19 protein-coding genes and 1 pseudogene are annotated in these 21,361 nt (G+C 52.6%); 13 read left to right on the forward strand and 7 right to left on the reverse strand.

The annotated features are described in order from the left end of the window. The first annotated feature begins 2 nt into the window (after positions 1 to 2). On the forward strand, positions 3 to 1,295 hold the full coding sequence (gene ahcY, locus ACP4CD_RS20170) for an adenosylhomocysteinase (RefSeq protein ID WP_426992315.1): 1,293 nt from the start codon (positions 3 to 5) through the stop codon (positions 1,293 to 1,295). Positions 1,296 to 1,374: 79 nt separating this feature from the next. Here the strand turns inward: ahcY and ACP4CD_RS20175 are convergent. Beyond that, positions 1,375 to 3,359 (reverse strand): annotated as a pseudogene (locus ACP4CD_RS20175) (TonB-dependent receptor plug domain-containing protein). Between the two features lie 314 nt (positions 3,360 to 3,673). On the opposite strand from ACP4CD_RS20175, the gene ACP4CD_RS20180 reads away from it, so the two are divergent. The 4 genes from ACP4CD_RS20180 to ACP4CD_RS20195 all read left to right on the forward strand — a co-directional run bounded on the left by ACP4CD_RS20180 (position 3,674) and on the right by ACP4CD_RS20195 (position 7,043). Beyond that, positions 3,674 to 5,038: an adenosylmethionine--8-amino-7-oxononanoate transaminase gene (locus ACP4CD_RS20180; RefSeq protein ID WP_426992316.1), complete on the forward strand. Its 1,365-nt coding sequence runs from the start codon at positions 3,674 to 3,676 to the stop codon at positions 5,036 to 5,038. Next, positions 5,038 to 5,766, forward strand: coding sequence for a 16S rRNA (uracil(1498)-N(3))-methyltransferase (locus tag ACP4CD_RS20185; RefSeq protein WP_426992318.1), 729 nt, complete (start codon positions 5,038 to 5,040; stop codon positions 5,764 to 5,766). The genes ACP4CD_RS20180 and ACP4CD_RS20185 overlap by 1 nt, the downstream gene beginning before the upstream one ends. Then, on the forward strand, positions 5,766 to 6,659 hold the full coding sequence (locus tag ACP4CD_RS20190; RefSeq protein ID WP_281021456.1) for a CPBP family intramembrane glutamic endopeptidase: 894 nt from the start codon (positions 5,766 to 5,768) through the stop codon (positions 6,657 to 6,659). The genes ACP4CD_RS20185 and ACP4CD_RS20190 overlap by 1 nt, the downstream gene beginning before the upstream one ends. Before the next feature lie 255 nt (positions 6,660 to 6,914). Beyond that, entirely contained in the window at positions 6,915 to 7,043 is a 129-nt protein-coding gene (locus ACP4CD_RS20195; RefSeq protein WP_426992319.1) for a hypothetical protein, read from the forward strand. Between the two features lie 22 nt (positions 7,044 to 7,065). Here the strand turns inward: ACP4CD_RS20195 and ACP4CD_RS20200 are convergent, their stop codons facing one another. Then, positions 7,066 to 7,284 (reverse strand): hypothetical protein, encoded by a 219-nt coding sequence (locus ACP4CD_RS20200; RefSeq protein ID WP_426992321.1) that lies wholly within the window; start codon positions 7,282 to 7,284, stop codon positions 7,066 to 7,068. 459 nt (positions 7,285 to 7,743) lie between these two features. On the opposite strand from ACP4CD_RS20200, the gene ACP4CD_RS20205 reads away from it, so the two are divergent. Then, positions 7,744 to 8,799 carry a lytic transglycosylase domain-containing protein gene (locus tag ACP4CD_RS20205; RefSeq protein WP_426992322.1) on the forward strand — a complete coding sequence of 352 codons (1,056 nt, stop codon included), beginning with the start codon at positions 7,744 to 7,746 and terminating at the stop codon, positions 8,797 to 8,799. A 553-nt stretch (positions 8,800 to 9,352) separates the two neighbouring features. After that, positions 9,353 to 9,733, forward strand: coding sequence for a hypothetical protein (locus ACP4CD_RS20210; RefSeq protein WP_064031702.1), 381 nt, complete (start codon positions 9,353 to 9,355; stop codon positions 9,731 to 9,733). A 67-nt stretch (positions 9,734 to 9,800) separates the two neighbouring features. Here ACP4CD_RS20210 and ACP4CD_RS20215 read toward each other — a convergent pair whose 3' ends face one another. The 5 genes from ACP4CD_RS20215 to dcd form a co-directional block, all read right to left on the reverse strand. Further along, complete coding sequence (locus tag ACP4CD_RS20215) at positions 9,801 to 11,102, reverse strand: putative bifunctional diguanylate cyclase/phosphodiesterase (protein ID WP_426992323.1); 1,302 nt, start codon at positions 11,100 to 11,102, stop codon at positions 9,801 to 9,803. Continuing rightward, the gene (locus ACP4CD_RS20220) at positions 11,099 to 12,211 is read right to left on the reverse strand and encodes a PAS domain S-box protein (RefSeq protein WP_426992325.1); all 1,113 of its coding nucleotides are present in this window, start codon (positions 12,209 to 12,211) and stop codon (positions 11,099 to 11,101) included. The genes ACP4CD_RS20215 and ACP4CD_RS20220 overlap by 4 nt, the downstream gene beginning before the upstream one ends. Before the next feature lie 304 nt (positions 12,212 to 12,515). Further along, the gene (gene glk / locus ACP4CD_RS20225; protein WP_064031700.1) at positions 12,516 to 13,511 is read right to left on the reverse strand and encodes a glucokinase; all 996 of its coding nucleotides are present in this window, start codon (positions 13,509 to 13,511) and stop codon (positions 12,516 to 12,518) included. Positions 13,512 to 13,519: 8 nt separating this feature from the next. Further along, complete coding sequence (locus ACP4CD_RS20230; protein ID WP_426992327.1) at positions 13,520 to 16,717, reverse strand: glycoside hydrolase family 15 protein; 3,198 nt, start codon at positions 16,715 to 16,717, stop codon at positions 13,520 to 13,522. A 36-nt stretch (positions 16,718 to 16,753) separates the two neighbouring features. Beyond that, the gene (dcd, locus tag ACP4CD_RS20235; RefSeq protein ID WP_064031738.1) at positions 16,754 to 17,320 is read right to left on the reverse strand and encodes a dCTP deaminase; all 567 of its coding nucleotides are present in this window, start codon (positions 17,318 to 17,320) and stop codon (positions 16,754 to 16,756) included. Between the two features lie 169 nt (positions 17,321 to 17,489). Between dcd and ACP4CD_RS20240 the strand changes: the two genes are divergently transcribed. From ACP4CD_RS20240 to ACP4CD_RS20265, 6 genes are all read left to right on the forward strand, one after another. Further along, positions 17,490 to 18,086, forward strand: a complete 597-nt coding sequence (locus ACP4CD_RS20240; RefSeq protein WP_426992329.1) for a TetR family transcriptional regulator C-terminal domain-containing protein — start codon at positions 17,490 to 17,492, stop codon at positions 18,084 to 18,086. 47 nt (positions 18,087 to 18,133) lie between these two features. Next, the gene (locus ACP4CD_RS20245; RefSeq protein WP_281021451.1) at positions 18,134 to 18,358 is read left to right on the forward strand and encodes an addiction module protein; all 225 of its coding nucleotides are present in this window, start codon (positions 18,134 to 18,136) and stop codon (positions 18,356 to 18,358) included. Next, a complete protein-coding gene (locus tag ACP4CD_RS20250) occupies positions 18,355 to 18,645 on the forward strand; it encodes a type II toxin-antitoxin system RelE/ParE family toxin (RefSeq protein ID WP_426992330.1) in 291 nt (96 codons plus the stop codon). Before ACP4CD_RS20245 ends, ACP4CD_RS20250 begins: the two co-directional genes overlap by 4 nt. Positions 18,646 to 18,773: 128 nt before the next feature. Continuing rightward, positions 18,774 to 19,301: a hypothetical protein gene (locus ACP4CD_RS20255; protein ID WP_426992331.1), complete on the forward strand. Its 528-nt coding sequence runs from the start codon at positions 18,774 to 18,776 to the stop codon at positions 19,299 to 19,301. 151 nt (positions 19,302 to 19,452) lie between these two features. Next, a complete protein-coding gene (locus ACP4CD_RS20260; RefSeq protein WP_064027354.1) occupies positions 19,453 to 19,725 on the forward strand; it encodes a DUF4242 domain-containing protein in 273 nt (90 codons plus the stop codon). Between the two features lie 186 nt (positions 19,726 to 19,911). Continuing rightward, a complete protein-coding gene (locus ACP4CD_RS20265; protein WP_426992333.1) occupies positions 19,912 to 21,225 on the forward strand; it encodes a selenium-binding protein SBP56-related protein in 1,314 nt (437 codons plus the stop codon). The last annotated feature ends 136 nt before the right edge of the window (positions 21,226 to 21,361 follow it).

Consider the following 21,361-nt stretch of genomic DNA (forward strand, 5'->3'; position numbering starts at 1 on the left):
ACATGACGCAAAATGATTACAAAGTCGCCGATATGGCCCTGGCGGATTGGGGCCGTAAGGAAATCAAAATCGCCGAAACCGAAATGCCGGGTTTGATGGCTTTGCGCGCCGAATACGGAGCCTCGCAACCTCTGAAAGGCGCGCGTATCGCCGGCTGTTTGCATATGACTATCCAGACGGCGGTGCTGATCGAAACCTTGACCGCGCTGGGTGCGGAAATTCGCTGGTCATCGTGCAACATCTTTTCGACTCAGGATCACGCCGCCGCCGCGATCGCGGCGGCCGGCATTCCGGTGTTTGCCTGGAAGGGTGAGACCGAAGCCGAAGCCGAATGGTGTATCGAACAAACCATTCTCGGACCGAACGGCTGGCGGCCGAACATGATATTGGACGACGGCGGTGACCTCACCAATATGATGCATGACAAGTTTCCGGAGCTGATGGCCGATGTTAAAGGTTTGTCGGAAGAAACCACGACCGGTGTTTTGCGGTTGACCGAACGCGTCGCCAAGGGGTCTTTAAAAGTTCCGGCTTTCAACGTCAACGATTCGGTGACCAAATCCAAATTCGATAATCTGTATGGTTGCCGCGAATCGCTGGTGGATGGCATCAAGCGTGCAACCGACGTGATGGTGGCCGGTAAAATCGCCGTGGTTTGCGGTTACGGTGATGTCGGCAAAGGTTGTGCGCAGTCGTTGCGCGGCTTGGGTGCCACTGTCTTGATTACCGAAATCGACCCGATTTGCGCGTTGCAAGCGGCGATGGAGGGTTACCGGGTTGTGACGATGGATGAGGCTGCCTCGCTAGCGAATATTTTTGTCACCGCGACCGGCAACGTTCACGTGATTACTCACGATCACATGAAGGCGATGCGTGATCAGGCCATCGTCTGCAATATTGGTCACTTCGATTCCGAGATCGATATTGCCTCGTTGCGCCAATATCCCTGGGAAAACATCAAGCCGCAAGTCGATCACGTCATCTTCCCGGACGGTAAGCGGATTATCGTGTTAGCGGAAGGCCGGCTGGTGAACTTGGGTTGCGCAACCGGCCACCCCAGTTTCGTGATGTCCAATTCGTTCTGCAACCAGGTTTTGGCGCAAATCGAGCTCTGGAACAACGCCTTGGCCTATGAAAACAAAGTCTATGTGCTGCCTAAAAAGTTGGACGAGAAGGTCGCCAGCCTGCATTTGGCGCAAATCGGCGTGAAATTGACCAAGTTGACCGCAGAGCAGGCAGCTTATATTAACGTCACGGTGGATGGACCCTACAAGCAGGACCATTACCGTTATTAATAGCGGGATAGTAATAAAAAAGGGGCGTAGGCCCCCTTTTTTGTGGTCTGATTATTCGGTAGATTCCCGGCGGCGTAGTTCAGAACCGAGTTTCGACTTTTAAGCGAAATTCTCGGCCATTCATTTTCAACACGTTCGCGCGTTGATCGGGGCCGAGCATTTCGTAATGGGAGTCGAATACATTGTATACGCCGAAGGAAATATCCGTTTTTGGGATCAACTTATCCGAGCTCAGATTTAGATTGATCAATTCATAAGCACGGGCACTGGTTCCCCAGTAAGTTTTACGTTGATCGACGAATATGCTTTCAATCCCCAGTCGCAATCGATCATCGAAGAGAGGCTCGGCGAAATGCAGTTTGAGCAGATTTTGCGGCGAATCGTTGCTCCAGGTTTCGTCGGCGTTGTGGTCCTCTAACCAGCTATAGGTGTAGGAAGCTTTAAGCAAACGGCCGTTCCGCCAACGCTTTTCGGATTCGAATTCGGCGCCATAGGCATGATATTTGCCCACATTCATAACGGCGTAATTTCCGTCAATATCGCCAGTTGGAGCGGCTTGCAGGAGGTTGGAGATGTCGTTGAAAAAAGCGAGCCCAACAGGCGAAGATTGTCATTGGAATGCCATTCAACAGTTGCTTCGTAACTCTTGATTTGTTCTTCGTGCATCTTGGGATTCGGGATGATGCCAAAGGCGTTGTAGTCGCGCTCCCAGGCGTTGGGAGCTCGAAATGTCGAGCTATACAAGAGTTTGGCCGATAGGTTGTCGCTTGTGGTCCAAACCAGACCGAGCCGGGGATTGAGCTGCAAGTTTTTCAACATGTGATGATAGTCCAAGCGTAGGCCGGCGCTGAATATCCAATTCGTATCCAGCTTTATGTCATCTTGAACGAACAGCTCCAGCCGATGACCGTTACGATGGCCGGCTACATAGCTGAAATAAGGATCTTTGTCGTAGTTGATTAGTCGTTGGCGTTGGTCGTACTGATATTCCAGACCGGCAATCAGTTTGTGGATATCAAATGCAGTCGTTGTCAACTGTATTTCGCCGCCAAACCAACGACCGCTGGCTTCGTCGTAATTGATGACGCGGGCGTTTTCCGTTCCGGTAGGTTGATCCGCGTAGTAGTCGTAGCCCTGGAAAAAACCTTTCGCGGAAACAGAACTATTGGTATCGAGCGTTTTTAGATACTTAAGATTCGTGAAGAATTGCTTGTCGTTAGTGAAGTACTGGGGATCGTTGAAAATGGCGTCGTAAGAGGCGGTCGGCACTTGCTTGCCGCGGCTCACATAGCCGCCGCTCAAGGTCCAATTTTGGTAGGCGATTTTGCCGAATAGCCGGTCGGCTTTTTCGGTGTCGAGGTTTTGGGCGATGCCGTTATTCGTTTCTGGCGTACCGTATCCCGGAAAATACAGATTATCGACCCCGGCGCGATCATAATGCGAAGCGGAAAATACCAAATCCGCACCGTTCTCCAAGGTTTTGCCGTAGCTAATTCTGCCCTTGTAAGTGTCGAAACTTTCTATTTGGCCGGATGCTAGCGCACCGTCTATCCCTTTGCCTGTCTTGGTAATGACATTGATCATGCCTAGAAAGGCGTTTGCGCCATAGATAGACGAACCTGAGCCGGGCACGTATTCGATGCGGTCGATCAGCTCCATGTCGAGCATGAATTCCTGGGCGATGTAACCTCCATCGTAGACATTTTCGTTCATGCGTTGGCCGTCGATCATCAACAAGACCCTGGAATTATAATCTCCGCTTCGGGCAAATCCGCGAACTCCTAGATAGGTGTAATTGCGGTCGTTGCTGAGAAAGATGCCGCGTAAGCTATTTAAGGCGTCGGCTAAGGTTCTCCACCCGAACGTCCGGATATCTTCTCCGGTGAGTATCGAAATGGACGTTGGGGCATGGGCGACGGATGAGCCAAGTCTGGATGCCTTGATAACGTGAACATTCAGCAATTGTTCTACTGACAGATCGGTTAGATCCACCGATCCAGGATCGGGAGCCGCTACGGCGAGGCTCGGCAGGATCAGTATTATTCCCGCCAAAGTTCTAAGCATTTGAGCGTCCGCAGCAAAAGGCGAAAACAAACGCGTCGTCGGTCGTAGCAGAATGCGCGGCTGACCGATACTTGTGTAAAATTCCCACTTTCAGGCGATCTATCATGTTTTGTTAAGATGGGCTCGAATGTTCGTCTTGCAGCTGGAGTCTGATGGAATTTTAGTGCAACTGGCCATTTTGAATTGAAGTGTTTCCAATTTGCCGAGTTGCTGGTGCGACCAGCGTTCCTTCCGGGTGGCGAAGATGATCGTCGGACTGAGAAAAATGGCACAATATTGTCGTCAAGTCACCACTCTTCCATTGCGAGATATTGTTGAACAACCGTGCTTTAATCGAACGCGATCTGGCTGTGCTTTGGCATCCGTGTAGCCAGATGAAAGACTATGAATTAAGCGGGGATGAGGCATTGCCGATGATCCCGATCAAGTCTGGTAGCGGCGTCTGGCTGGAGGATTTCAACGGCAACCGTTATTTGGACGCGATCAGTTCCTGGTGGGTCAATCTGTTCGGTCACGCTAATCCAACGATAAACCAAGCCATTAAAGACCAGCTCGATACTCTTGAACACGTGATACTTGGTGGATTTAGCCATCAAGCCGCGATCGAGCTTGCCGAAAAATTAGTGGAAATTACGCCGGCTGGCTTGAATAAGTGTTTCTACGCCGACAGTGGTTCGGCAGCTGTAGAAATTGCGCTTAAAATGAGTTTTCACTACTGGCGTAATCTGGGTAAGACTGAAAAAAACCGCTTCGTCACGTTGGAGAACAGTTACCACGGCGAAACGCTTGGTGCTTTAGCGGTAGGCAATGTTGCCTTGTACAAGTCAACCTATGCGCCGCTATTGATGGATGTAATCAGCGTGCCGGGGCCCGATTGCTATTTTCGCGAGCCCGGCGAAAGTTGGCGGGATTACTCAAGTCGCCGCTTCAAGGCGATGGAAGAAGCCTTGGCTGAACACGCCGAATCCGTGAGCGCGGTGATCGTCGAACCTTTGGTGCAATGTGCCGGCAATATGCGTATGTACGATCCGGTGTATTTGAAATTGCTGCGCGACGCTTGTGATCGTTACGAGGTGCATTTGATCGCCGACGAAATTGCGGTCGGTTTCGGACGTACCGGTACTCTCTTCGCCTGCGAGCAGGCCGGTATTAGTCCGGATTTTCTTTGTCTTTCTAAAGGATTGACCGGCGGCTATCTGCCGCTCTCGGCCGTATTGACCACCGATAATGTGTATCGGGCATTTTACGACGAGTATCGAAACCTGAACGCATTCCTACATTCGCATAGTTATACCGGTAATGCCTTGGGTTGTAGGGCCGCCCTCGCGACTATCGGTATTTTTCAACAACAAGACGTTTTGGCGCGCAATAGGCGCTTGGCGGAGGTATTGGCGGGGGCGCTGGAACGCTTTCGCGAGCATCCCCTGGTCGGAGAAGTACGTCAAACAGGTCTGATCGCGGCGATAGAATTAGTGAAGGATAAGCGGACGCGAGAGCCGTACCCTTGGCAACAAAGGCGAGGGTTACGGGTTTACCGGCATGCGCTGGCCCAAGGGGTGTTGCTGAGACCGCTTGGAAACGTTATTTATTTCATGCCGCCATACGTGATCAACGAAGCGGAGATCGAGTTGATGGTTGAGGTGGCCTGGCAGGGTGTGCAGCTGGCGGTGCAGGACTAATGAGGGTTTCTCGTCTCTATATTTCCCAGCCGCTACAGGTTGGGGGCAGTGTCCAACTTGACGAGACGCGCGCTCACTATTTGCGTAGCGTGCTGAGACTAAAGCAGGATCACGAAGTTATATTATTCAACGGCTTGGGCGATGAATATTTTTGTCGTTTGGACGAAGTTAGTCGTAAAACGGTTAGTGCAAGAGTAGAAAGCCGTATCGAGCGTAATGTCGAAACGCCGCTAAAGGTAATACTTGGCATTGGGGTGTCGAGGGGCGATCGCATGGATTGGGCGATACAGAAGGCGGTAGAGCTGGGTGTTGCAAGTCTGACCCCGTTGGTCACCGAGCGTTGCGTAATTAAATTTGACGAGGATAAAAAGCAACAGCGTCAAGCTCACTGGCGGGGCATCATTCAACATGCGGCCGAACAGTCGGGCCGAACCATTCTGCCGGAATTGGCGGACTTAGCCGACTTGCCTAAGTGGGCGTCGGAACAAACCGGGTTGCGCCTATTTCTCGATCCGTATGCTGATTTCAGTTTGGCCGATTTGAGGCCGGAGGGTGAAACCGTGACCTTGCTATCCGGTCCGGAGGGTGGGTTTTCCGAGGCGGAGCGGGAATCTGCCAAATCGGCTGGCTTTATCCCTGTCAAGTTGGGAGGGCGGATCTTGCGTACCGAAACCGCGGTCCTAGCGGCATTGGCCGCGGTGCAGGCCTTGTGGGGGGATTTTCGTTAATGCGGACCGCGATTGCGTTGCTGGCGCCGCTAGCTTTGTTACTATTATTGGCCGTTGTCGCCGGGTTTATCGGTTACGGCGTTCTGCTGCTGGTGGGTGATGTCCTGCCGCTTGCGAAGTTAGTTAGTAAGATTACATTGGTGTTGCTGTTGCTAAGTGTATGGCCGTTGAAGCACTATTTGCGGCTGGATTGGTCGAATTTTGGCTTCGCATCGCGCCAAGTGTTTTTTCGGCAGATGGGTCGGGGGTTCTTACTGGGTTTGGCGAGCCTATTGCCCGTGTTAATCGTACTTTACGGACTAGGGGTGCATGTCTGGGACGACAGCCGGGTTTGGAGTGTCAACAAAGTTGCTGAAAAACTCGGTTTGGGGTTGTTTTTCTCGTTATTGATTGGCGTCGGTGAGGAGTTATTATTCCGCGGGTTGTTACTGACCGCGTTGCGGCGCGTCTTGCCACTCTCGATCGCGGTCCTACTGAGTTCGCTGTATTACGCCGCCCTGCATTTCTTAAAAAGTACATCTTTGATTCCGTATGCCGAACTAACACCTTTTTCAGGCATGAAACTGCTTGGAGAAGCGTTCCGCGGTTGGTTGAACCCCGATATCTTGACCGCGCTCATCGCTCTATTGGTTGTCGGTTGTTTTCTGGCGGCCATCCGGTTGCGTTGGGCGGAATCGCTGGGGCTTTGTGTTGGTTGCCATGCGGCTTGGGTTTGGCAGATAAAAGTCTTTAGGGATTTTTTTAACGTTAATTTGCAGTCGAAGCTACTGTATTTAGTGAATACCTATTATGACGGAGTCATCGGGCCTTTGGTTAGCGTTTGGTTGTTGTTGGCGCTGGCTGGTATCCGATTTTGGCTTAGTTGGGGGAAGTCGAGCCCACTAGAGGTGTAGTCGCCTTTGCAGCGGTGGTTTTCTGGAGGCGATAATTTTTATTAAGTTGTTCTTAGGTAAAAAAGAGGAAATTCAGATGCGCAAATTCGCACCGTTATTCGTAACTCCTGCTATTTTCCTGACGGCCGCTGCATTGAGCGGGTGCGCTGGCGAACCTGCGAAGCCAGCCCGGGAAAAATTCTATCGGGCGATCAAATGCTACGTGATAGTCAAGGAATTGCACAGTTGGGTAGCCGTTGGCAGGAGGGTAAGCAAATGGTCGAGCGTGCCGAGATCATGCAACGCGATGCTCAGGGCAAGCTGGAAGAGGCGCGTCGCATGATGGAAGAGGGCCAGAAAATCATGCGCGAAAGCGAAGAGGGTTACAAAAATTTGAAGCAGTGATAACCGACCACCCCGACACTGGTCAACCGGTCGCTTCTTTGCTTTGAGAGTGGAATGGCGGGACTGGTTTCAAAAATTGTTTAAGTTTTTGATCGGTTTTAGCGCCAAAATCTGTAAACTCAAAATGTATGCTGTTACATAGTGCGCATAAGCGGCTATTTTCCAAAAACGGTAGATCCGAAATACTGATCTCGTCTCCACAGCGGGAGCACAACATAGGGTGTATTGCGGTTTTTTTCATAGATCCTCCTTGCCGACAAGCGTTTGAGGATACTGCGGATAACGAATAATATCTGTTGCTAATTCAACATTTTCTCGTAGTCTTTTCTTCGGTATTGTGAATTATCCAGAAGTTCTCAAAGTATTGCACAAATTTTCCGCAATTTGAAAAAGGGTCGAGTCTTGGTCATGCGCGATATTTGTTACGCTCGCGGCGTGCGATACGCATGCCTATCCGTGGCGCGCTTGAATATCGACCGGTTTTTAATTTCGGTATAGCTGACGCGAAAACGTTTATCGAATTTTGCATAAAAAATTGACCACTTTTTAATCCAATCTTCACGAACTTTCGAAATAAGCGCTATTATTCCTTGAAATTCCAAGAATCCCAGGGTGCGGCCATTTTTGGCTGGAGTGCCTCGGTTGCGCAATTGTCAATTTCGAAATTTCCATGAGCCGATTTCAGTCACATCTAGTCTCAATGTTGATGATGCTCGCACTGTTAAGTGCGTGCAGCAGTCCTTCGGTCAAAAAAGAAAAATTGGCCGGCTTTAAGCCTTACAGTGTACAGCAACAACCGCAGTCGCAGCGGCACTTGCCGCAACGCCCGTCGCTTCAACCAGAATTTTATGTTGGGATTTTCCCAAAGCCTGCGGAGTTGGAGCCGGCAGTCGGCTTTTGGCGAAATACCTATGCGGTATGGTCGCGATCGCAGGTGGCGTTTCATGATGATAGGTATCTGGACATTGTCTATGAAGTGATGACTTTGCCCGGCTACGTAGGAGAAGGCTTGACCAGCGTGCAAAAAGAACTGATCAGCCAACGCCGCGAATATTGGAAATCTCAGCTGTCAGGTTTGGAAACCAAATTACGTTACAACGCGGCGTTAAGTAACAACGATAGGGATTTGATCGCTCGCTTGGAAAGTACCGGGAAGCCGCTGACGACGATATTGGCTGGCTCATCAGAGCGTTTGCGCTCGCAGCGCGGAACTCGGGAGCGCTTCAAAAGAGGGATGGAAATCAGCGGTCGCTACGATTTGCAATTCCGCAAAGTGTTTCGCGATGCTGGTTTGCCCGAGGATCTGGCTTATTTACCGCATGTTGAATCGTCGTTTCAGCCGGCGGCGAAGTCCTCCGCCGGAGCGGTCGGCATGTGGCAGTTTACCAAGGCTGCCGCAAAAACCTTTATGCCAGGTGGCGACCGTTTCGACCAACGTCTGGATCCTTTTGCCTCTGCGGCCGGTGCGGCGCGTTACCTGAGTTACGCCTACGCTAAGCTCGGCGATTGGCCCGCTGCGGTGACCTCGTACAATCACGGTATCGGCGGTATGAAACGCGCTCAAAATCAGGCGGGTCGTGATTTCGTTCGGATAGTGGAAAGCTATGACGGTCCTGCGTTCGGTTTCGCGTCCAGAAACTATTATGCACAGTTTCTGGCGGCTCGTGAAATTGCCAACAATTCGTTAGCGTATTTTCCGGAAGGCATTCAATACGAAAGCCCAGCATTGCCCGGACAATACGTGGCGGCCGAATAAGAGCTAACAATCAGGAAAACTGGCGGCTTATTTCTCAATATTCGTCGGAGCCGATTTGTCGCTTGCCGTTTTAGCGTGAGTTTGACTGGTGGATGGTGGGGGAGCTCGCGTCGCTCTTGAAGTGTCGGCGCGAGCGGACCGTCGGAACTATCGTTGCAATCGTGAACATTAAAAGATCAGCGTCGATTTTCGCTGGGCAGTTGCATTCCCGTGATGTATTTTGCAGGTTGTTCTTGGTATCGCCCAAGGTAGGTATGTCTTGGGTGTCCGCTCCAAATATCGATGACCTCGTCTATTAATATCGAGTCGCTTTCTATTGGTCATTCCGATTTAATTTCTAAGTGAAATTTCTTGCAATTTGAATGGCTATTCGAGGGGGATTTTCTGATTATTAAACCCTGTATTAATAAGGTTATTGCTTGTCATTTTTCTGTTTTAACGGTGTTGCTTTGATCTGTGATAGCATGCCGGTGCATTTGAATATGCACTAATAAATGGGTGGTAATAACATAGATTTATTAGGGAAATTTAAACAATTAAGACAGGAAACCTAATGATTAATCCGATTAAAAAAACTTTGGCGGCTTTGTGCTTGATGGCTGCGACAATTTCCGTTCCGGCATTTGCAAACAGCGCGGGCGATGCCAAAGTTCGTGCCGCCGCTGAAGGCACGGTAGCGAAAGTCGAAGAAGCCGTTAGTTTGGTGGAAAAGGGCGCCGATAAAGCCGAAGTCCTGAAAGCGCTGAGCGATGTGCGTCAATTGCAAAAGGAATTCCGCTACGAGCAGACCGAACGCTTGCGCCAAAAAGCCGGTGATCGTCTGAAAACCGCTCGCGAGCAATTGGAAAACGGCGACGCGGAAGGTCCTGCGAGCTTGAAAGCCACGCTGGAAATCTATAAGGAAATGTTGAAAGTCTATAACGCCGCGCACTAAGTTCGTCACGGTTTAGCCGGCTGGCCCATGCGCTAGTCGGCCGCTCCGGTTCTTGTTCTCAACCTTTTTAGGTTTGTTCGGAAAATCGGCTTTCGAACAAATCCGCCGGTAACGGTTTCGCAAAGAAAAAGCCTTGGCCGAAGTCGCAGTCTGCGTTTTTGAGCAATTGCCGCTGGGCTTCCGATTCTATGCCTTCCGCGATGACGCGAATGCCAAGCTTGTGGGCCATCAGGATGATGGCTTCGCATAGTGCCAAGTTCGCGGGATCGGCGGAAAGATTGTTAACGCATTCCTGATCGATTTTTAAATAATCAATATCGTATTTTTTTAAATAAGACAACGACGAATACCCGGTACCGAAATCGTCCAACGAGATTTGAATGCCGGCGTTGCGAAATGAGGACAACTGGTCCTGAAAGCGGTTGCCACTTTCCAGTAGCACGCCTTCGGTGATTTCGACGACGATGTGTTGGCCGGACAATTGCAGTTGAGTCAACTTTTCGAGCCACGCTTGGTGGTTTTCGCGTTCGTTGCGAAATTGCACCGAGGATTTGTTGATACTGATTTGAAAGTCGTCGTGTATCGACAGTCGCCATTTGCGAGCTTGTTGCGCGGCTTGTTCGAAGAGCCAGTTGCCTATTGTGTTGATCAGACCGGTTTCTTCGGCTATGGGAATGAACTCGGCCGGGCCGATCAGGCCGCGTTGGGGATGGTGCCAGCGAATCAGCGCTTCGGCCTTGCATACCCGATTGCTGCTCAGTTCGACAATGGGTTGGTAGTAAACAGTCAATTGCCGGGTGGACAGCGCCGAGCGCAAGTCCTTGCTCAGGCCAAGTCGATGCCGCGCGGCTTCCTGCATGGCAGGGATGAAAAAACAATATTGATTGCGACCGCGATTTTTGGCCACATACATGGCTTGGTCGGCGTGTTTTAGCAGCGATTTGATATCTCTAGCGTCATCCGGGTAGAAGGCGATACCGATGCTGGTGGAAATGTGGGCAACGTCCGCGCCTAACTCGAAGCGCTCCGCCATTTTTTCCAATATCGCACCCGCAATCCGTTCCACGTTACAAGGTTCGCCGACTTCTCTTAGGGTCACCGTGAACTCGTCGCCACCCAATCTGGCGACAGTGTCGGAGTCTCGGACGCACAGTCGTATACGCTGGGCGGCGGTTTGCAGAAGTTTGTCGCCCATGTCGTGTCCCAGCGTGTCGTTGACTTCCTTGAACAGATCCAGATCGATGAAAAACAAAGCCAGCCGGGTTTTATCCCGGCCGGCCTTTTTGATTTCTTGCTCCAATCGGTCATGAAACATACGCCGGTTGGGCAATTGGGTCAGCGGATCGATATTGGCCTGCTGCCAGATCAAGTTCTCGGCCTGTTTTTTTCAGTGATGTCCGCGAACAGCGCCACCAGTCGAAATATTCGCCCCTCCGAATCCTTGATGGCGTTCACGGTCAGCCATTTTGCGTATCTGTCCCCGGATTGGGTCCTATCCCAAACTTCGCCTTGCCAAAAACCGGATTTGCGAACGCTCTGCCACATCGCTTTGCGGTGATCTTCGGTATTGATAAGATCGATGGATTGGCCCTCGATCTCCTCGCGGCAATGGCCGGTAATCTGGGTAAAAGCCGGGTTGACCGCGATAATACGTCCCTCTGCGTCAGCCAGTAGCATGGCTTCGCTACTGTTTTGGTAAATTAACGCGGCTTGCTGCAAGACTTCTTCGATACGCTTGCGTTCGCTGATATTCCGGGCTATCGCCAGGTTGTAACCGGTGTTGGCGTATTCGAAGAAGTTGGCCACGACTTCGACCGGAAACAGTCGGCCATCCTTGGTTTGATGTAGGGTCTCTAAAGTTAGCGACCCCGATGCTTTTAGCGCTTGCCAATGAGTTCGCCAAATCGTGTCGGTATGCGCGGGGTCGACGTCTTCAACCCGCATGCCTCGCAATTGTTCGCGACTGTAGCCTAATTCCAAGCAAGCGTGGCGGTTGGCGTAGATAATCCTGGCATCATTGTCGATCAAATAAGCAGCGTCGCGCATCTGATCCATGCCGAAGCTCAATTGCGCCAACGGCGTTTCCGAGGCCTTGCGTTCGGTAATGTCGCGAAAATGCCAAATTTGCCCAACCGCGATGCCATCGCGATATTCGGTCATCTGGTGGCGTTCGATGATCCGACCGTCGCTTAACAATAGTTCGTCGTAAGCGTGTCGTTCCGGATCGCGGCGTACCTCGAACCAGCGGGTTTCCGCATCGTCTTGCAAATCCGTGCCGTTCAGGATCCGGCGGAGCGGTGCGGATTGGGTGTCCGCGTTGAGCAACTCCCGGTCAATCTGCCACATACGGGCGAACTCGGTGTTGTATTGCATGACGCGACCGGCCGCGTCGACAACCAGAATGGCATCGGTGGTGGCGTCCAACGTCGCTTTCAGTAGCGATAGGGAGTGTTCGAGCTTGGATCTGGTGTGGGCCATGTCAGCGCTTTGGTATAGGTCGATTTCGGCTAGCCGAGCCCTGTGAGAGACTGCTACGTATCGATCTTAACAATAAACCTCGCGGGCTGATAGTGTCGATTGCCAAAGCCGCATCGCATGGGGGACCCGCAGACCAAGTATCGTGCAAGGCGGGCTCGATTAAGGCGCGCGGTAGCTGTTCAGCATAGGCTTCGCAACCGGCCTAAATCCAAGTTTCCCGTCGAAAAAGGGAGCTCGAGGCGGATATCGCCGCTCCCCCTTTTTGAAAGAGGGGGTGACAGATCGCTGAGCATTCGCCGAATAGTTAGTGCTTGCCAAGCAAATCGGCAAAATAATGCATGGCGCCAATCAACGGTGCGCGTGGATTCAACGCGAGTTTTACCGGTATTTTCGCTAACAGCGGCTGAAAGCGGCCTTTGGCTGCGAATGAGCGTAAAAACTCACCCGACTCCAGAACCTTACGAATCTTCGGGCCTATCCCGCCGCCGATAAACACGCCGCCCGTCGCAAGCAGCTTCAAGGCCAGATTGCCGGCTTCCGCACCGTACAATTCGGCGAATAAACGGGTTGCTTCTTCACAGAGCGGGTCTTCACCGCCCACACCCAAACGCGAAATCAGTGCGTTGCGGTCCACTTCGGATTCGGCGTGCGCGGCGGGAATTGCTGGGCAGGCAGGCGCGAAACGGTCGGCTAACAGAAAATCGTATAAATGACTGAAGCCGTTTCCGGACAGCACCCGCTCGCAACTGACGTGGTCTGGAAACAGTTGGCGCAAATAGACCAACAACCGATCCTGTTGTTCGGTTTGCGGCGCCAAGTCGCTATGTCCGCCTTCGGTGGCGATGGGATGATAGCGTTGGCCGTCCCAATACAAAGCGGCCTCGCCGAGTCCGGTGCCGGCCGCGATCACGGCGATATTGCCGGTTTGGGGTTCGGCGGCGGGATTCAGTTCGACGAAATCTTCCGGTGGCAGGTGCAGCATGCCCAAAGCCATCGCTTCCAAATCGTTAAGCAGTTTGACTTGGTCGGTACCCAGCTTCTGTTGCAACCGCCGACCATCCAGCAACCAGGGTAGATTCGTGGTTTGGCAGCGTTGTTCGACCACCGGTCCGGCGACGCCGAAACAGGCTGACGTTGGCGGGGGCTGATCGGCGAGGAATAAGTCCAAAATCTCCTCGAAGTCCAGGAATTCTCGGCTGGCAAACGTTTGTTCGCGCACGCTGTGCAGCGTGCCGTCGGCTAATGGTTCAATTAAGGCCAGCACCGTTTTGGTACCGCCGATGTCGCCGGCTAAAATCATATCGGTCCTCACTGGGCGTTGGGCGTGTCGAGTAAATGCATCAGGGCGTCGAGAATGCCGTTGGCAACGGCGTGGGGCGGCAGTTGATAAAAGGCCTGCCAAGCCAGCGACACGTAATTTTCGTATTGGTCGCGGTGGTCAGGGTGATCGTGCAGCCAGCAGATTCTGACGGCATGGCCGATCAGAATGTCTGTGACTATCGTATCGTCCACCCGTAAGGCCGGGTTGTCCCGGAAAATAGAACCCAACGCCCGCAATGCCTCGGCGGTCAATTGCCGGTAGACCGGCGCCTGAATTTTATTGAGTACGTGATTGACGTGCAATTTAAAAGTTTGCTCGCCCGGCGTCATCTGCGACAGCGTGGTCTCGCTGTCGAGCCGGCGCATACCGTTGATTTTTTCGCCTATCATCAGGCCCTGGCAACGCTCCAGTACCGTCCAAACGCCGGTGAAAAAAGCGTCGTTTTCACGGCCGACGCTGCCTTGGCGTTCGCGCCAGTCGTACCAGTCCTCGGAGTCGCCGCGATTCGGGTTCATCGTTGCCGGGAAGCGAGCCGAAGTCAAGTCGCGTTGCGCGCCGTCGTAATGCAGGGTTTCCACCAAGCCTAGTTGGGTTTGGCTATTCCCGTAATCCTCTAAAGTTTCTCTGAGCAGTTCCACCAGTCGGTGCGACGGCAGACCTAATACCTCGGTAAATGCTTGGTCCAGCGAAACTTGGCTGGCGCGTTTTTGCCGGGCCACGATCAGCTGCAGAATATGGCCGACCCGTATCGTATGCATGTCGGCAAACAATTCTGGCTTGAGTTTGATCAGCATGCCCAAATAAATGATCAATTCCTGGATGACAATGTGCTGATTGCTATCCTGATTGTTAAAGCTACGGATGGTTTGCAGTATTTCCCAGGAGTCGGTCGGCCGCCGTAACGTGGCTTTGCCGCTGTAGGCGCGGCCGACGGTCAAGCCGTGTTGGCGGACCAGGATGTCGGTCGCCGCCTGTTCCAGATTGATATCGTACTTGCCCAGAATGCCGGCCGCGCGACGTACGATGTACCAGACGTGGCGGTCGCCGGCGCGGGCGTAAACCTCTTCCAGCAGGTCGCGCACCGAATACTCCTGGCCGGCCAAGCGCACAGGATGGTCCAAGCCGTGGCGGCCGCCGAGCAGACTTAAGGCTTCCAGTTGCGCATACAGATTGCCGTTGCCGCGCAATTGCTCTAGTAACAACGCATCGTCGCCGATTTCCCAGGCGGTCAGCGTATAGCTGTCCAACGGTTGTGGGGTGGCGGCCTCGTGCGGCATTGCGTGCGCGCAGGGGCGCTCGGCGTCGTCACGCCGCGGCTCCGAAAAGCGAAAATCGTGCAGATAACCGATTTTCTCACGACAGGAGTCGGCCGCGAATTCGGTTAACAGGCCGAGCCTAACCTCAATGTCGGCCAATTTGCCGGAACCGATTTGCTGGATGAAATCCAGCAACATTTCGCGATCGGCGCCGTGCAGCATGTTGTCCTTGACGTTGATGACGAAGATTGGCGGTTTAGGGCTGTCCCAGTGGTGTGCCAAATACGTCAATTCCATGCGCAGGCGTTGAATCAACAAGCGATTGTCCATCGCAATATAGAATCCTTGTTGGTTCATGAATTGCGGCAGGAACAGCAGCGGTTCGCCGGCCAGCAGATAAAGGCGGGAGGTCGCCAAGCTGCGAATTTGGCGCAAGGGGCGTCCGGTCAGGCCGATTCGATCGTTGCGTCCCACTTGGGTGTAGGCCGCAGCGAGTTCGCTGGCTTCGCGCACCTGTATCGGCGCGATTTCACCGAGTGTTTGCGAGACGATGCCGGTAGCGTGTAAGTCGGCTTGTACCGCCTCGCTGTCGGCCAGCAGCGCCACCTGTAAAGGCGTTCGGTTATACAGGCGGGTGGATTTGTAACGGCCCAGCGGATCGATGTCGTCTAGCGCGATCAAGCCGTCCTGCAGCAGACAGCCTAGGATAAACAGACTTTGTGCCCAGACTAGCGGCACGTTTTCGTTGGGCAGCCGTTCTTGGCTGTGGGGGTGGCGCTTCTCGGCAAGGATCGCCGGTTCCGGCACCAAATACAGCTCGGGCAACAACCATTGACCGTTACGTTCCACCAATAAGTGTTCCAAACGGCGCCGATAGTCGCGCACGCCGTCGACGTCGCGGGCAAACAAGCGATTGAGCAGCAAGTACGAAAAAAACAGCGGCCATTCGCACTCGATGTCCATGAACTGCTTCAGCTCGCTGGGTTCGTAATGCAGGCGCTGGTGGTCTTCGATGACGGTTTGGTGACCGTCCAACAGAAAACGCTTGCAGCCGTAACGGCCTTGCAATTTCTCGACGATCAGCGACTCGGTTTTTTCGCGGAGAGCGGCATTGTCGACCGCGAAGGCTGGAAAGCCGGTGATGCTGAGTACCGCCGAATCGACTTCCTTGGAAATCGATTCGCGCGGCAGCAGCGATTCCAGCGTAATTCGGGTACGGGCGATGTCGTCGGCGACGACATGGATGATCGCGGTCTGGCCGCCATCCTTGCCGAACAGGTTGAAGCCAGACATCGCTTCCAGCGCCGCCTTGGCCATACCGATCGAACTGGCGTTCAATTCGGCGATGCCGTGGTTCATTTTATTGCCGCGTTCCCAAATGCCGTAATCCGGCGTGCGGTAGGCGCGGCTGACATAGTGCACCAGATTTTGCACGAAATTAACTTCGTCCACGCTGAACACGATGCGGAGACCCGATGCGATCATTTGCGCCAGCATCAACAAAAACAACGAGGTGGCGTCCAGTTGCAAATGGCCCCATTCGTTGTCGGCAACCACGATTTCGCCGGTCTGGGTGTTGTATTTGGCGTGCAGCGCGTCAAGCGGGTCCTGGCTGTGCTTGAATTTCTCGACTTTAGGCGCTTGGCGCATCATCGCGGTCAGCAGGCCGCGCATCAGTTTGACGACGCTTTGCTCCAGCAAATAAGCGCGTTCCGGGTTTTCGCCGTTCTTCCGGTAAGCCAACGCTAGCCCCCAAGCCGCCAAAATACTGTAAACGTTATCTCTAACCCAGGCGTCGGTATAGTTGCCGTGTACGGTGACAGCGGTGCTGGCCGGCAGCAGGCCACTAATCCAGTTTTGCCGGCTGAGAATGATGTCGTGGACTTGGCGGTAATATTGGTCTAACGCGTCGCTACTGGGTTGGGTCATATCGGTGCCGGGCTGGGTGGGACGGAATGGTCGGGTTCAGGCCTTGGGTAAAGTGACGCCGGTTTGTCCCTGGTATTTGCCGCCTCTGTCCCTGTAGGAGGTTTCGCAGACTTCGTCGCCGCCGAAAAACAGCATTTGGGCAACGCCTTCGTTGGCGTAGATTTTGGCCGGCAGCGGCGTGGTATTCGAGAATTCCAAGGTCACATGGCCTTCCCATTCCGGTTCCAGCGGCGTGACGTTGACGATGATGCCGCAGCGGGCGTAAGTCGATTTGCCCAGGCAGACCACCAGCACGTCACGCGGAATTCGGAAATACTCAACGGTACGCGCCAACGCGAACGAGTTGGGCGGAATGATGCAGACGTCTGACTTGACATCGACAAAGCTGGCTTCGTCGAAATCTTTTGGATCGACGATAGTCGAGTTGATGTTGGTGAAAATTTTGAATTCGTTGGAACAGCGCACGTCGTAACCATAGCTCGACGTCCCGTAAGAGATGATCCGGCCTTGAGCGGATTCGCGAACTTGGCCGGCCTGAAACGGCTCTATCATGCCGTGTTGCTCGGACATTTTGCGTATCCACTGGTCTGATTTGATGCTCATGTTGCTGGGCTTACCATTAAAAAAGGAACAGACTGCCAACATAGCATATCAAGGCTGAAAAATCGCTACTCCGGCCGCGTTCGGCCGGTTTTATCGGCCCGTGGGTCGCGTTTAAAAATATTAGGAAAAACTGATTTACAAATTAGACGACCGGTCGCATAATTAATCCATGTCATCGCTAAAGCCGAAACAAGTCAAAAAAGATCGATTGCTCAAGCAGGGCGTCAGTTTGCTGCTGGAAAAAGGCTATCACGCCACCGGCCTGAAAGAGATCTTGGACACCGTGCAAATTCCCAAGGGCTCGTTTTACGCCTATTTCGAAAGCAAGGAACGCTTCGCCGCCGAAGCGATCCATCATTACATCGAGCCTTTTATCGTCCGCTTGACCGGGCATTTGCAAAACCCGGAATTGGACGGACTGGGCGCATTGAAAGCGTATTACGCGGAATTGATAGCGGAAGTGGCCAAAACCGGTTTCAAGGGCGGTTGTCTGCTGGGCAATTTGATGGGGGAAATCGGCGATACCAGTCCGCTATGCCGCGACGCCTTGCTGGACGCGGTCGGTCGCTACGCCGATTTGCAGAAAACCGCGCTGGAGCGCGGCCAGAAAGACGGTACAGTACGCACCGATAAGACCGCGAAAAGTATGGCGGATTTGATGTTAAACGGCTGGCAGGGGGCGTTGTTGCGAATGAAAGTCGAGCAGTCGGTGGAGCCCTTGCAGGCTGTTTGTCGGGATTTGCTGGATGATTATTTTAGGGCTTGATTGAGTTCCTGCCTTATCGCATGCTAGCGCTAAATTGGAGGTGATTGATGGATGCACAAACGATAACCGAACAGGCTTTAAAACTGGCTCCGGCAGCAAGAGCGTATATCGCGGAAATACTGATCGAAAGCCTGGACTATGAAGACGATTTTCCGGTTTCCGAGGAGTGGAGGCAAGAAATTGAAAAGCGTTGCAAGGAAATAGACGCCAATTCGGCGCTACTGCTGGATGGCGAACAAGTCATGGCGGAGCTAAGACAGCGCTTTTTATGAAATATTTCCTGCATCCTCAGGCCCGCGAGGAGTTGGAACAAGCAATATTGTTTTATCAAAAACAACAAGCAGGTTTGGAAAAGCGATTTATAGAGGCGGTGGACGATGCCATTCACCGGGTTTGTCGCAATCCGATGCTGTATCGAAAGATGGATGATGAAACTCGAAAATGTCGGATATTGCATTTTCCGTATGCGTTGGTTTATCGGGAAAAAGTCGGGAGATTGGAAGTTTTGGCCATGATGCATTTGCGAAAACTGCCCAATTATTGGAATTCTAGAAAATGATGTCGCGGATTTGGTGATGGATGAGTGGCAGGGTGCGTTGCCGATAGTGAAGGTCGAGCATCGGTGGAACTGTTGCAAACGGCTTGTGGGGATGTGTGGGATGATTATTTGAGGTTCAGACAATATCCATGCTGAATGAAGAGAGTTGTATAGACGGCGATATTTGTATAAATGGCAAATCGATAAAGGCTAAGTTGTCTCTTTACTTTGGTAGAGATGTATTTTCAATAAGAAACCATGCAAGAGCAGATGGCGGTCCTCATGCCGAATTCAACATTACTCCGGATCAGTTTGCGGGCCTTATTGCTAATGGGGGTAAAAAGGACTTTATCATTTCGACGGAGGGCGAAAATATAGGTGAAGTTTATGAACACTCTGGATATACCGCTGTTGATGTCGGCTCTTATAGCCGAAAAATTACTCGATACTCCGTTAACATAAAAAGAGGGCTGCTATTTACTCAGGTTCAACTTGAAGGGGAAACAGATTACCTAGATCCGAACTCGGTTGCATCAACAATTGATTTGAAGCTACGTGGACGTTATGTATTTGATTTTCTTTTTGTTGTCTTTGATAGTGATATAAAAAACGTTTTCAAAAATCCCATTGTGTTAGCTGCTATGGAGGCCTATACGCATGGAGGGTTAGCTAAGTAGGATGAGCTGAATGCAATGAAGCTCATCGATCGCGACAGATGCGCCTCCTGTCGTCGGCTCATCCTACATTGACCAAACAATCCGCTGCCCACCCGGCAGCATTTTTTAACGCCGGCAAATTAGACGACCGGTCATTTATTAGGAGATTATCATGCCCAAATACATCATCGAACGCGACATTCCCGGCGCCGGCCAGTTCACGCAAGCCGAGTTGCAAGGCATTTCCCAAAAATCCTGCGGCGTGTTGCGCGATATGGGGCCGCGCATCCAGTGGCTGCACAGCTATGTGACCGGCGACAAGGTGTACTGCATTTATATCGCCGACAACGAACAAGCGATACGCGAACACGCCGAGCAAGGCGGTTTTCCGGCCAATCGGATAGAAGAAATCAAGACCGTGATCGATCCGACCACGGGGGACTGAGCTTGGGTAGGGTGAGCGCCGCGTACCTCGTCGGAGGTCGCGATTGCCGGGCAAAAGCTACGCAGTGCTCACCCTACAACGCTGAACCGCTGGAGCGGTTCATCAGCGTTTGCGCGTGCCAGGGTGGAGCGTTCGAGCGCGGAAGATAGGACACCATTAAAACGATAATTTACGGGGATAACACTCATGACTTTTAAACTCAAAACCTTTACCGCCGCGCTATTGCTCGGCACCGCCAGCCTGTCGGCCAGCGCGGACGAAACCTGCGCCTCGCCGTACATGGTGAAAATTACCGGCCAGGAAGATTTTGTCTACATTTGGACTTTGGGCGCGGAAGGCGTTGGCGACGAACAAGACAAACTGGTCACCGTCGACGTCAACCCAAAATCCAAGCAATACGGCAAGGTGGTTGCCAGCTTGTCTGTCGGTGGCCGCAACGAGGCCCATCACTCCGACTTCACCGACGATCGCCGCTTTTTGTGGGCCGGGGGCCTGGATACCAACAAGATTTTCATCTTCGACGTCTCTACCGATCCCGCCAAACCCAAGCTCAGCAAAATCATCACCGATTTTGTCGCCAAGAGCGGTGGCGTGGTCGGTCCGCACAGCTTGTATGCCTTGCCGGGCCGGATGATCATCACCGGCCTGTCCAATAACAAAGATCATGGCGGCCGTACCGCGCTGGTCGAATACACAAATACTGGCGACTACATCGCTACCTACTGGCTGCCGACCGACAGCAACCTGGAAGGCGCGATCAAATCAGGCAAATACGCCGATGGCTACAACTACGACGTGCGGGTATTGCCGCGTAAAAACCTGATGCTGACTTCGTCGTTCACCGGTTGGTCGAATTACATGATGGACTTCGGCAAAATGCTGGCCGACCCGGAAGCGATGAAACGCTTCGGCAACACCGTGGTGCAATGGGATTTACACAGTCGCCAGCCGAAGAAAGTCTTCGACGTACCCGGCGCGCCCCTGGAAATCCGCTGCGCCTGGGCGGAAGATCATAACTACTGCTTCACTAGCACCGCGTTGACTTCCAAAATCTGGCTGATTCATCAAGACGACAAAGGTGAATGGCAAGCCAAGGATGTCGCGGACATCGGCGAACCGGCCAAAATCCCGTTGCCGGTGGACATCTCCATCTCCAGCGACGATAAAACCCTGTGGGTCAACACCTTCATGGACGGCATGACTCGCCGCTTCGACATCAGCGATCCATTCCACCCCAAACAAGTGTTCGAGCAAAAAATCGGCGCCCAGGTGAATATGGTGTCGTCGAGTTGGGACGGCAAACGCCTGTATTACACCTCGTCGCTGCTGGCGAACTGGGATAAGAAAGGCGCGGACAACGAACAATTTTTCAAAGCCTATAGTTGGGATGGTAGCAAGTTGACTGAACAGTTCTCGATTGATTTCAACAAAGAGAAACTGGGCAGGGCCCATCAAATGCGGTTTGGAGCGTATGCTTTGTACGGCAAGGCGCCGAAGTAGCTCGCGCGGGCGTTTAAAACACCGAAAAGGTCGTCGCTACGCCAGCGTAACCGCTGGTTCCGTTGCTTAGGCGCGGACCGCCGGGATTCGCTGGTCGTGGCGAAAGGATCGTTCAATTTCGCCAACGGAATCCACC

The organism is Methylomonas stagni (genome assembly GCF_050154735.1).
GTDB lineage: Bacteria > Pseudomonadota > Gammaproteobacteria > Methylococcales > Methylomonadaceae > Methylomonas > Methylomonas koyamae_A.

Bases quoted from the DNA above. Each gene is read 5' to 3' on its own strand.
- ahcY (WP_426992315.1), top strand. From the start codon at position 3: ATGACGCAAAATGATTACAAAGTCGCCGATATGGCCCTGGCGGATTGG.
- ACP4CD_RS20185 (WP_426992318.1), top strand. From the start codon at position 5,038: ATGAGGGTTTCTCGTCTCTATATTTCCCAGCCGCTACAGGTTGGGGGC.
- ACP4CD_RS20190 (WP_281021456.1), top strand. From the start codon at position 5,766: ATGCGGACCGCGATTGCGTTGCTGGCGCCGCTAGCTTTGTTACTATTA.
- ACP4CD_RS20195 (WP_426992319.1), top strand. From the start codon at position 6,915: ATGGTCGAGCGTGCCGAGATCATGCAACGCGATGCTCAGGGCAAGCTG.
- ACP4CD_RS20200 (WP_426992321.1), bottom strand. From the start codon at position 7,284: ATGAAAAAAACCGCAATACACCCTATGTTGTGCTCCCGCTGTGGAGAC.
- ACP4CD_RS20205 (WP_426992322.1), top strand. From the start codon at position 7,744: ATGTTGATGATGCTCGCACTGTTAAGTGCGTGCAGCAGTCCTTCGGTC.
- ACP4CD_RS20210 (WP_064031702.1), top strand. From the start codon at position 9,353: ATGATTAATCCGATTAAAAAAACTTTGGCGGCTTTGTGCTTGATGGCT.
- ACP4CD_RS20220 (WP_426992325.1), bottom strand. From the start codon at position 12,211: ATGGCCCACACCAGATCCAAGCTCGAACACTCCCTATCGCTACTGAAA.
- glk (WP_064031700.1), bottom strand. From the start codon at position 13,511: ATGATTTTAGCCGGCGACATCGGCGGTACCAAAACGGTGCTGGCCTTA.
- ACP4CD_RS20230 (WP_426992327.1), bottom strand. From the start codon at position 16,717: ATGACCCAACCCAGTAGCGACGCGTTAGACCAATATTACCGCCAAGTC.
- dcd (WP_064031738.1), bottom strand. From the start codon at position 17,320: ATGAGCATCAAATCAGACCAGTGGATACGCAAAATGTCCGAGCAACAC.
- ACP4CD_RS20240 (WP_426992329.1), top strand. From the start codon at position 17,490: ATGTCATCGCTAAAGCCGAAACAAGTCAAAAAAGATCGATTGCTCAAG.
- ACP4CD_RS20245 (WP_281021451.1), top strand. From the start codon at position 18,134: ATGGATGCACAAACGATAACCGAACAGGCTTTAAAACTGGCTCCGGCA.
- ACP4CD_RS20250 (WP_426992330.1), top strand. From the start codon at position 18,355: ATGAAATATTTCCTGCATCCTCAGGCCCGCGAGGAGTTGGAACAAGCA.
- ACP4CD_RS20255 (WP_426992331.1), top strand. From the start codon at position 18,774: ATGCTGAATGAAGAGAGTTGTATAGACGGCGATATTTGTATAAATGGC.
- ACP4CD_RS20260 (WP_064027354.1), top strand. From the start codon at position 19,453: ATGCCCAAATACATCATCGAACGCGACATTCCCGGCGCCGGCCAGTTC.
- ACP4CD_RS20265 (WP_426992333.1), top strand. From the start codon at position 19,912: ATGACTTTTAAACTCAAAACCTTTACCGCCGCGCTATTGCTCGGCACC.